Annotated in this window: 9 protein-coding genes, 2 tRNA genes and 1 pseudogene; 7 read left to right on the forward strand and 5 right to left on the reverse strand. The window is 54.5% G+C overall.

All coding sequences use genetic code 11. The annotated features are described in order from the left end of the window. The first annotated feature begins 226 nt into the window (after positions 1-226). The 4 genes from pncB (at position 227) to NQ012_RS12405 (ending at position 2,747) form a co-directional block, all read left to right on the forward strand. Positions 227-1,441 carry a nicotinate phosphoribosyltransferase gene (gene pncB, locus NQ012_RS12390; protein ID WP_257067893.1) on the forward strand — a complete coding sequence of 405 codons (1,215 nt, stop codon included), beginning with the start codon at positions 227-229 and terminating at the stop codon, positions 1,439-1,441. A gap of 208 nt (positions 1,442-1,649) precedes the next feature. Next, positions 1,650-2,396, forward strand: coding sequence for a 3-oxoacyl-ACP reductase FabG (gene fabG, locus NQ012_RS12395; protein WP_257067894.1), 747 nt, complete (start codon positions 1,650-1,652; stop codon positions 2,394-2,396). A 186-nt stretch (positions 2,397-2,582) separates the two neighbouring features. Beyond that, a tRNA-Val gene (locus NQ012_RS12400) sits at positions 2,583-2,658 on the forward strand. 12 nt (positions 2,659-2,670) lie between these two features. Then, positions 2,671-2,747 (forward strand) — tRNA-Asp (locus tag NQ012_RS12405). 193 nt (positions 2,748-2,940) lie between these two features. On the opposite strand, the gene NQ012_RS12410 is transcribed toward NQ012_RS12405, so the two are convergent. The 4 genes and pseudogenes from NQ012_RS12410 to NQ012_RS12425 all read right to left on the reverse strand — a co-directional run bounded on the left by NQ012_RS12410 (position 2,941) and on the right by NQ012_RS12425 (position 7,922). Next, positions 2,941-4,257 (reverse strand): MFS transporter, encoded by a 1,317-nt coding sequence (locus NQ012_RS12410; protein WP_257067895.1) that lies wholly within the window; start codon positions 4,255-4,257, stop codon positions 2,941-2,943. Positions 4,258-4,515: 258 nt separating this feature from the next. Next, entirely contained in the window at positions 4,516-5,988 is a 1,473-nt protein-coding gene (gene xylB / locus NQ012_RS12415) for a xylulokinase (RefSeq protein WP_257067896.1), read from the reverse strand. A 262-nt stretch (positions 5,989-6,250) separates the two neighbouring features. Continuing rightward, complete coding sequence (gene dalD / locus NQ012_RS12420) at positions 6,251-7,618, reverse strand: D-arabinitol 4-dehydrogenase (protein ID WP_257067897.1); 1,368 nt, start codon at positions 7,616-7,618, stop codon at positions 6,251-6,253. 82 nt (positions 7,619-7,700) lie between these two features. Further along, a pseudogene (locus NQ012_RS12425) lies at positions 7,701-7,922 on the reverse strand (hypothetical protein). 75 nt (positions 7,923-7,997) lie between these two features. On the opposite strand from NQ012_RS12425, the gene aroA reads away from it, so the two are divergent. From aroA to NQ012_RS12440, 3 genes are all read left to right on the forward strand, one after another. Further along, positions 7,998-9,290 (forward strand): 3-phosphoshikimate 1-carboxyvinyltransferase, encoded by a 1,293-nt coding sequence (gene aroA / locus NQ012_RS12430; RefSeq protein WP_257067898.1) that lies wholly within the window; start codon positions 7,998-8,000, stop codon positions 9,288-9,290. Between the two features lie 97 nt (positions 9,291-9,387). Continuing rightward, a complete protein-coding gene (locus NQ012_RS12435) occupies positions 9,388-9,744 on the forward strand; it encodes a hypothetical protein (protein WP_257067899.1) in 357 nt (118 codons plus the stop codon). Positions 9,745-9,930: 186 nt separating this feature from the next. Beyond that, on the forward strand, positions 9,931-10,698 hold the full coding sequence (locus tag NQ012_RS12440) for an endonuclease/exonuclease/phosphatase family protein (RefSeq protein WP_257067900.1): 768 nt from the start codon (positions 9,931-9,933) through the stop codon (positions 10,696-10,698). On the opposite strand, the gene NQ012_RS12445 is transcribed toward NQ012_RS12440, so the two are convergent. Next, positions 10,660-10,977: hypothetical protein (locus NQ012_RS12445; RefSeq protein WP_257067901.1), on the reverse strand; the 318-nt coding region annotated here is incomplete at its 5' end. The genes NQ012_RS12440 and NQ012_RS12445 overlap by 39 nt on opposite strands.

The following is a 10,977-nucleotide window of genomic DNA, read 5'->3' on the forward strand; positions in this document are numbered from 1 at the left end:
GGTGCGGCGGCGGCCGCACAAATAATCTTCCACGCTGCGAAGCAGCCTCACGCGAAAGCGTGCAAAACGTTAGGCCGTCTGAAACGTGATTTCAGACGGCCTAATTTTTCATAAAAGCCCGATTATGAGAAATTATTTTGATATTTGTGCGGAAAGCATTGAATCCCCACAAAACCCTAAAAACATGATTTAATGGCAACCTGCCAACCAAACGGGAACCGTTCTCATGGCCCAACACACAGCCATCATTCAATCGCTGCTCGACACTGATTTATACAAATTCACCATGTTGCAGGTGATCTTGCATCAATTTCCGCAAGCCCACGGCGTGTATGAATTCCGTTGCCGCAACAACGATCAAACCGTTTATCCGCTGGCCGAAATCCAAACCGAGTTAGAACAGGAACTCGATTCGCTGTGTCAGTTGCAGTTCACCCAAAGCGAGCTGGATTATCTGCGCAGCCTGCGTTTTATCAAAAGCGACTTCGTCGATTATCTCGAACTGTTCCAACTCAAACGCCGCTTCGTGAAGGTCGGCACCGACAGCGAAGGCCGTCTGAATATCCGTGTCGAAGGGCCGATGATACAGGCGATGTTTTTCGAGATTTATATTCTCGCCATCGTTAACGAACTCTATTTCCGTCGTCTCGAAACCCCCGAGGTTTTGGCCGAAGGCGAACGCCGCCTGCAAGCCAAAGCCGCCCTGCTTCAAGAGCTGGCCGCTTCGCAGAATCCTGCTGATCCGCCGTTTCTGATTTCCGACTTCGGCACCCGCCGCCGCTATACCCTTGCCTGGCAGGAACACGTTATCAAAACCCTTTACGCCGCCGTACCCGAAGTCATGCGCGGCACCAGCAACGTCTATTTGGCAAAAAAGCTCGGCATCACCCCTATCGGCACCATGGCGCACGAATTTCTGCAAGCCTTTCAAGCGCTTGATGTTCGTTTGCGCGATTTTCAGAAAGCCGCCCTCGAAAGCTGGGTGCGCGAATACCGCGGCGATCTCGGTATCGCGCTCACCGATGTGGTGGGTATGGATGCCTTTTTGCGCGACTTCGACCTCTATTTCGCCAAACTCTTTGATGGTCTGCGCCACGACAGCGGCGACCCTTACGCTTGGGGCGACAAAGCCTACGCTCATTATAAAAAACTCAAAATCGACAGCCGCACCAAAATGCTCACTTTTTCAGACGGCCTCGATATCGAAAAATCATGGGCGCTGCACCAATACTTTAAGAACCGCTTCAAAACCAGTTTCGGCATCGGCACCAACCTTACCAACGATTTGGGGCATACCACGCTCAACATCGTATTGAAACTGGTCGAATGCAACGGCCAGTCGGTGGCCAAACTTTCCGACAGCCCCGGCAAAACCATGACCGACAACGACACCTTCCTTGCCTATTTACGCCAAGTATTCCAAGTGCCCGCGCCCGAATAACGAAACCGGCAAATCGGCCGTCTGAAAGATTTCAGGCGGTTTTTGCGTCTATATGGCCGACAAACTTATTTTCGACATCAAGCCAGAAACCCGCAGACAGTTACGGAAACGGAAATAAGTTTACCGGCAGGCGGCCTCAAATAGATAAACTGCACTATTTATGATATAAGGCCGTCTGAAACCTCAAACCGACCACAAAGGAAACCATATGAGTTCACAAGATTTAAGCGGCAAAACCGCCCTCGTTACCGGCGCATCCCGCGGTATCGGCGCTGCGATTGCCGACACGCTGGCCGCAGCCGGCGCTACTGTTATCGGCACCGCCACCAGCGAAAGCGGCGCCCAAGCCATCAGTGAACGCCTCGCACAATGGGGTGGGCAAGGCCGCGCACTTAATGCCGCCGAACCCGAAAGTATCGAAAATCTGATTGCCGGCATCGAAAAAGAATTCGGCAAACTCGACATTCTCGTCAACAACGCCGGCATCACCCGCGACAACCTGTTGATGCGCATGAAAGAAGAAGAGTGGGACGACATCATGCAGGTCAACCTCAAATCCGTGTTCCGCGCCAGCAAAGCCGTGCTGCGCGGCATGATGAAACAGCGCAGTGGCCGGGTGATCAACATCACATCGGTGGTCGGCGCCATGGGTAACGCGGGGCAAGCCAACTATGCCGCCGCCAAAGCGGGTTTAATCGGCTTTTCCAAATCTATGGCACGCGAAGTCGGCAGCCGCGGCATTACCGTCAACTGCGTCGCCCCCGGCTTTATCGACACCGACATGACCCGTGCCCTGCCCGAAGAAACCCGCAAAATGTTTGAAGCGCAAACCTCGTTGGGCAAATTCGGCGACGCGCAAGATATCGCCGATGCCGTACTGTTTTTAGCCAGCGACCAAGCCAAATACATTACCGGCCAAACCCTGCACGTTAACGGCGGCATGCTGATGCCCTAACCTGCGCAAACGGGCGGTTTACGCCGCCCTGCCCTGCTCTTTTGCCACCTCGGCGGCAAACGGGTGAAATATTAAAAGTAATTTCTTTTAATTTTAACAATTTGCCGGAAAATGAAAAAAATCGGCAGCAAAACGCTTGCACGGTATGCTGAATTTTGGTTTAATCACGTCTTCGCAAGGCGACACGGGTGATTAGCTCAGTTGGTAGAGCGTCTGCCTTACAAGCAGAATGTCGGCGGTTCGACTCCGTCATCACCCACCAAGTTTCTTGCGCGGAGTGGTAGTTCAGTTGGTTAGAATACCGGCCTGTCACGCCGGGGGTCGCGGGTTCGAGCCCCGTCCACTCCGCCAAACCTTTTCCGAAAAAAGCACCGAGTAAAATCGGTGCTTTTTTCTTTGTCCGAAACCTTTGCAAGTTTCAAACCTCTGCGCCATATCCGGGCTTGATCCGAATATGACGATGATTAGGTGTTTCAGACGGCCTAAGCGATTTGCAAAAGTCTCAGGCCGTCTGAAAAGAAAACTTGCGGGAAATGCTTCCGCATCAGATTTTCTGTTCTACGCCCTGCCCTATTTCCGTATCGAACCCGGGCTGCTTCACTTTGATGAAATAAGTTACCGCGAATGCAAACAGATACAGCGCAGTATAGGCGTAAACCACGCCGATAAAGCTGAAATACGGCAGCAAAACGGTGGCGATTGCGGGGGCGAGAAAGTTCGATAATCCGGCCGACAGGTTATACACCGAAATCGCCGCGCCTTGGTGCTTGGGTTCCAGGGTGGTGAAGATAGCGGTCATCGGCACGAATGCGGCTACAAACCAGCCCAGCAGGATAGCGGGAATCCATGCCACCATAAATTCGGCGGTGCTTGCACCGTTTACGCCGGCTTCGGCGATGGTGTTGTAATACTGCGGGATATAGTAAAAGCTCAACGTCGAGAGTGCCATGCCGATGCAGCCGAACCAGCGCACCACTTTAATCCACCCCAATTTTTCGCCCACGATGCCCCAAAACACGTTGGAAACCAGCGTGGTCGCGAAAAACACCGTCCAGATTTGCAGCCATTGCGAGGTGGTGAAGCCCAGCTCTTTGGTGAACATCATCGGCATGATCACGGCAAAGCCGAACAGCGAGAGCGTGTTGATAATCCGCACCCAGCTTGAAAACAGGATATTGCGGTTGGTAATCAGGAGGGTGATGGCGCGGCTGAGTTCGGAAAACTTCTGCTGGCGCGACAAGCCGTGCATGGGCGAATAAGAGTTGACGTTACGCAGCATCACCAGCGCCACCAAGCCGCCGGCAAAGCAGAACGCCAGCGCCAGCCACAGCGTGCCCATTTCGCCCATGGCGGGAATGGTGAGGCTGGGAATGAAGCTGCCGAACACGCCGATGCCCACCGAATAGGTGGTCCAAAACCAGCCCATCGAGGGGCTGATTTGCGTGCTTTTTACGTTTTGCACGATCATCACGATAAACGAATACAGAAACAGCGGGTAGGCAAAACCGCGTATGCCGTAAAACAGCATGATAAAAAAGTAGTTTTTACCGCCCAAGCTAAACACTAAAAACAGCACATGGAATATGCACCACATCGCGAAGCCCAACAGCATGGCTTTGCGCGGGGTGATAATCTCGGCGAGCACGCCGGAAATCCACGCGGCCAGCGCGGCGGCAAAACCGTAAACGGCGAAAGCCGAAGACGATTGCGCCTCGGTGAAGCCCAAATCGGTGATGTATTTCGACAAAAACGCCAGCTCGAAGCCGTCGCCCGTCATAAACAGCGCGATGGCCACATAGCCCCACAGCAGGTTCAGGGGCAGGCCCAGCCACTGCTTGGTTTCGTTTTCCAAATTGTTCATAAAAACCTCTTTTCTCTGAATGGGTAGTTAATGCCTGTCTGAATGTTTCAGACAGGCTTTCTCGACGTTATTGTTGTAATGTGTTTCAAATTTTCAGACAGGCATACTCAAGTGCTATAGCGGATTTAATTACTTCGATACAAGGCAGCAAGCCGCAGACAGTACAAGTAGTACGGAACCGATTCTGTTGCCGCTTTAGCGGCTTACAAAATCGTTCTCTTTGGGCTAAGGCGCAGCAATGCCGTAGCGAAAGTTAAGTTAATCCGCCATATGCCGTCTGAAAGCCAAATCGTTCAGGTATAAAGCTCTAAACCGCTGGTAACGTGCGGCGAGATAATCCGCCTGCGCCGCATCGGGCGTATAGACACGGTCGGTTTCAGGCTTGCTGCACACTTTTGCCTCGCTTTTGCCGCATGCCAACGCTGCCAGTCGCGCCGCGCCGAGTGCGCCGCCGGTGGCGCCGCCTTTGTGGGTGATGATGTTCAGTTGCAGAATATCTGCCAAAAGCTGCGCCCACAGCGGGCTGCGCGCACCGCCGCCGAGCAGCGAGGCTTGTTGGATCTGTGTGCCGCTTTCTCGCAGCACGCGCACGCCGTCTGCGATGCCGAAAGCCACCCCTTCAATCACGGCATAACCCATAACCGCGCGGTTTGCGCTATGGCGTATGCCGTGGAAACTGCCGCTGGCACCGGCATCGTTATGCGGCGTGCGCTCGCCCGAAAGATAAGGCAGAAAAACCGGCGCGGCGGCTTTTTCTTCTGCGCTCAAGGCGGCGATTTCTTCCATCAGTTGCGCTTCCGGTACGCCGATAAGCCGGCAATACCAGCCCAGGCAGGCGGCGGCGCTGAGCATTACGCTCATTTGGTGCCAACGTTCGGGTAAGGCATGGCAAAAGCAGTGCACGGCGTTTTCGGGTGCGGGGCGGTAGCTGTCGTTTACCACAAACACCACGCCGGACGTGCCCAAAGAAATAAACGCATCGCCTGCGTTCACCGCGCCCACGCCGACGGCGCTGGCGGCATTGTCGCCGCCGCCGCCCGCCACGATAACGCTTGCAGCCAAGCCCCATTGCGCCGCCACTTCGGGCAGCAGCATGCCGCTGCTATGGCTGCCTTCGATAAGCTCGGGCATATGGCTGCGGCCGAGTCGGCAGGCGGCCAATACTTCGTCCGACCAATCGCGTTTGGCGGTATCGAGCCACAGCGTGCCTGCCGCGTCGGACATTTCGGATATTTTCCTGCCCGTCATGCGCAGGCGGATATAGTCTTTCGGCAGCAGCACGGTTGCAGTTCGGGCGAAGATTTCCGGCTCGTGTTTCGCCACCCACAAAAGTTTGGGCGCGGTAAACCCGGGCATGGCCAGATTGGCGGTAATCGCGTGCAGTTCGGGCACGGCGGTTTCCAGCTCGGCGCATTCGGCCTCGCTGCGGGTGTCGTTCCACAAAATCACGGGGCGCAACGGTTGGTTGTTTTCATCAAGCAGCACCGCGCCGTGCATCTGCCCCGATAAGCCGACGGCTTTTATCTGCCGCCAGGCCTCACCGCTTTTTTCGCGCATGGCCGCCATCAAATCGTGCGTGGCCTGCCACCATTCGTCGGCGCCCTGCTCCGACCAATGCGGCTGCGGGCGTTGAATGCTTAAGGATACGCCGTGGGTTTGCACGATATTGCCCGCTTCGTCGGTGAGCAGGGCTTTGATTTCGGACGTGCCGTAGTCGATACCGAGATACATATTTGCTCCTTTGCTTGTTTTTTCAGACAGGCCTTAAACCTTTTCGAGTTGCTTAAATGCCTTAAAAACACCTGCGTCATGCTCGGGCTTGGGTCGATCATTTTTTATTTTTCAATAACATCCAGCAAATCGGGATACTCGGGTCAAGCCCGAGTATGACGGAATCAGGCATTTCAGACAGTCTTATTAGTCTGAAAAAGTTTCAGCCTTCAGGCATAAAACAGGCCGTCTGAAAAAGTTTTTTCAGACGGCCTCATCGCTGTTAAGCGATCAGTTTGCGCACTTCTTCAACCTGTTCGCGCAGCAGGGCTTCAAACTCGGGCTTGCCTGCCAGTTCGCCGAACAGGGCGCGGTCGGCGGCAAAGGTTTTCACCGGATCGGCCGACTCATACATCGCGTGCACAGCGGTTTCGTCGAGGATACCGTCTTGATAAGCAAAGGGAAGTTTGCCTTCGTGCCAGCGCTCCATAAACACGAAAAACAGCGCCGGCAGTTTGGCGGTGGCCGCGGGGCGTGCGCCCTGCTTGAAACGTTCGATCAGCGTGGGCTGGATTTGGGCGGGGATTTTGGAAAAACCGTCGGCGGCCACCCGCTGGTTGGTGTCTTTGATGTGGGGGTTGGTGAAACGGTCCAGCACCACGTCGCGGTATTTGCCTAAGTCGATCAAATCGTTGCCGAGGCTGGCGATGACGTCTTCGGTAACGTAATCATGGGCGATTTTGCGCACGGTTTCGAGATTGGTGCTGTCGTGGATATACAGTTTGCCCAGCAGCGTGCCCATCCAGGCGATGGCGGCGTGCGGTACGTTGAGCACGCGGATTTTGGCCTCTTCGTAGGGAATCACCGATTCCACCAGCTCCACGCCCACTTTTTCGAGCGCGGGGCGCACGTTATCTTTGAAATTATCTTCAATCACCCATTGGATAAAGGTTTCGCCCATCACCGGCGCTTGGTCGGCAATACCGGTTTGCGCCTGAATGCGCGCGGGCAAATCTTCGGCCGGACGCGGCACAATGCGGTCGACCATGGTATTGGGAGTGGTTACGTTGGCTTTCATCCATTCGATGATGTCGTTTTGGCCGGTTAAACCGAGAAATTCAACCAGTCCGTCGTGAAAACGCTCACCGTTGTGGCGCACGTTGTCGCAGCAGAGCAAGGTAACGGCGCCGTTTTCAAGCTGCATTCTTTTTTTAAGGATTTTGGCAATGATGCCGTAAATGGTTTGGTTGCCGCCTGCCAAATCGGCTTTCAGCGCAGGATCGCTTTGCACCAGTTTGAAATGGCTGTCGAGATAATAGCCCGCTTCGGTTACGGTGAAGGCAATCACTTTAACGGCTTCCTGCGCGCCCTCTTCAATCAGCGGCGCCAAATCGGCCTGCCACGGAATCAGCTTGCGGATCGACTTAATCACCTCATATTCTCGCTCGCCGCGCGGGCTGACGGTTTCGAGCACATATTCGCCGTTTTGCGCGGTGAGCGCTTCGATGGTGTGTTCGCTGTCGTTGCGGATATTGCCTGCCGCAATCGTCCAACTGTCGTCGCCCTGCTTGATTAATTCGTTGAGATACCATGCCTGATGGGCGCGGTGAAAACTGCCCAAGCCGATGTGAAGCCAAGTGTTTTTGCTCATGCCGCGTACTCCTTGTATAAATCGTATAAATATTCTAAATAAATAAAATGTTATTTGCATCAATAAGTTACAAGATGCGGAATCATTGTTGCACGATTTGAAAACAAAAAACAAGCACTCCGCAACATAAAGCGGCGCCTATATTTGAGGCCGTCTGAAACACCGTTCGGGCGGTTTGAGACCTTTGCAAAACCCTCAGATGAGGATGCAGTTCAAGGCGTAGCAGCGCAGACATAACATGGAGTTAGGCAAGCGAGCGAGCAACGAACAACGCAGAAATGAGCCGCAGATGAGGGTTTTGCAAAGGTCTCGGGTTTTCCAACGGCCGCGATTCTTGGCATAATACGGCTTTCCCGTTTTCCCCGAAAAAGAACGTCCGATGACCGAATCCATCCGCCTGCCCGCCGCCGCCCTGAAACCCTCCACCGTTGCCCTGCCCGGCTCGAAAAGCATCAGCAACCGCACGCTGCTCTTGGCCGCCCTCTCCGACAACACCTGTGAAATCCATTCGCTGCTCAAATCCGACGACACCGACCGTATGCTCGAGGCTCTGCAAGCGCTCGGCGTGAAGCTTGAATTTCTTTCAGACGGCCGTCTGAAAGTGCACGGCTGCGGCGGGCGTTTTCCCAACCAAAGCGCCGATTTGTTTTTAGGCAACGCCGGCACCGCCTTCCGCCCGCTTACCGCCGTACTGGCCGTGCTCGGCGGCGACTACCACCTGCACGGCGTGCCGCGTATGCACGAGCGTCCCATCGGCGATTTGGTCGATGCCCTGCGCATTGCCGGCGCCGACGTGCGCTATCTGGGCAACGAAAACTACCCGCCGCTGCAAATCAACCGGCGCGCCGACAACGGCGTGCGCACGATTCCGATTAAAGGCAACGTGTCGAGCCAGTTTCTCACCGCGCTCTTGATGGCGCTGCCGCTCACCGGCGAGGCGTTTGCCATAGAAATGGTGGGCGAGCTGATTTCCAAACCCTATATCGACATCACCCTCAAACTGATGGCGCAATTCGGCGTGAACGTGGAAAACCGCGGTTACCGCGTGTTCAACATTCCCGCCGGCGCGCGCTACCATGCGCCCGAAAACGTTTATGTGGAAGGCGACGCTTCGAGCGCGTCTTACTTTCTCGCCGCCGGATTGCTTTCCGGCCACCCCGTGCGCGTTACCGGCATCGGCAGAAACAGCATCCAGGGCGACGTGGCCTTCGCGCACGAGCTTGAAAAAATCGGCGCCGCCGTGGTTTGGGGCGACAACTTCATCGAAGTTTCCCGCCCCGCCGGCCAAGCCGTGCTGCCGTTCGATTTAGACGCCAACCATATCCCCGACGCCGCCATGACGCTGGCCGTGGTCGCCCTTGCCGCAGGCGCGCCCTGCTCGCTGCGCAACATCGGCTCGTGGCGCGTAAAAGAAACCGACCGCATCGCCGCCATGGCGGCCGAGCTGCGCAAAGTGGGTGCGACTGTAACCGAAGAGCCGGAAGCCATCCGCATCACCCCGCCCGCCGCGCTCACGCCCGATGCCGAAATCGACACCTACGACGACCACCGCATGGCGATGTGTTTTTCACTGGTGTCGCTGCTGGGCGTGCCGGTTGTTATCAACGACCCAAAATGCACGCACAAAACTTTCCCCACCTATTTCGATGTGTTCGCTTCGCTAAGAAAATAAACCGTTCATTTCAATGACGGAACGGCTGTAGATACCGTGATTATTAAACTTTTAGGATAAAGGAAGCTCCAAAAGGAGCTTTTTTGAAAGGTTCTCTATGACAAAGGCCGCCATTTTTAATAAGTATCCCGTATTTATTCACGGTAAAACACAGAGCGAGGCAGATGAATTCATTATCCATTGCCGCTACCCGCGCTTCATCGCCCGTCGAAGCTTGGATAATGAATTTTCAGACGGCCTGCCATCATTACCAATAAAAGGCGAAATAGGACACACAGAAAAAGGCCATCTAGTCTATAACTCCAAGCAGGGTGTTTGTTTTTCCGACTTTATCTTTTTCGACAGCAAACCTGCCGACGAAGCCGCATTTGTGGAAATGCTGCGGGAAGCCTGCGACCGTGCCGCTGCTGATGGTTGCACTCTTTATGATGAAGCAGAGATAGATTTAAGTTAACAATCCAGAATGAGTCTGCACGCCGGCCAATCTGCACAGGCTCGCGTTGCCGAATATAAAGGCCGTCTGAAAACCGTTTCAGACGGCCTTTAACCCGCCTGCATTATGTAAAATCGGGTTTTTCAGACGGCCTGCTGATATATAATCAAATAATCAGACAAAACAACAAAAAACGGAACACACATTATGACCCCCGCCCCCGTAACCATTACTTCCTACAATATGCACAAAGGCATGTCGGCGCTTAACCGCAAGGTTCAGGTCGGCAGTATGGCCGAAGCCCTGCAAAGCCTCAATTCCGACATTCTGTTTTTACAGGAAGTGCAAGGCGAACACCAAAGCCGCCGCGCCAAACTGCCCGATTTCCCCCACCTGCCGCACTACGACATCATCAGCGAGCACCTTTCGTTTAACAGCAGTTACGGCAAAAACGCCATCTTTCCCGAGCGGCACCACGGCAACGCGATTCTCAGCCATATGCCCATCGACACCCGCCACAACCTCAACATCAGCGTCAACAAACTCGAGCAGCGCGGCGTTTTGCATTGCGAAATCCTGCCCGAAAACTGGAACGTGCCGCTGGTTTGCCTGTGCGCCCACCTCAACCTGCGCGAACCCGACCGTTTAAAGCAATACCAGGCGATTTTCGACTACGTTACCCGCCAGGTCGATCCCGAAAGCCCGCTGATTATCGCCGGCGACTTCAACGACTGGCGCTACAAATCCGCCGCCTCTCTCGGCAACGCCCTGAATTTGCAGGAAGTGTTTGTTGACGAAAACGGCAAGCGCCCCAAAACCTTCCCATCGCGCCTGCCGATTTTAAGTCTCGACCGCATCTACACCCGCAACCTCGAAGTGGTGGAAGCGCAAATCCACCGTAGCAAACAATGGCAGCGCCTGTCCGACCACCTGCCCTTAAGCGTAAAAGTGCTGCCGCGCATCAAACAGCCGTAGGGCGTGTCGCCAGAAGGCTTGCGAAGCGGTTTTTTGAGGAAAAATCCGCAGATGCAAGGCAAAAAGCGCAGCAAGATTGGACATCTTGCGAGCATTTTTAACGCCGCAGATGCGGATTTTAACCAAAAATACCGCCGCAACGCTTTCTGACGACACGCCCTTGTATGTTGAAACCGATGTACCATAGCAACCAAACAGGTTATCTGCCTCTGTACACGCCCTGGGATTTTTTAACATCCGTGTCTTAGCCAAACGAGCAGATAACCAACCATCACCACA

The sequence above is a fragment of the Neisseria dentiae genome (genome assembly GCF_024580525.1).
In the GTDB taxonomy this organism is placed as follows: domain Bacteria; phylum Pseudomonadota; class Gammaproteobacteria; order Burkholderiales; family Neisseriaceae; genus Neisseria; species Neisseria dentiae_A.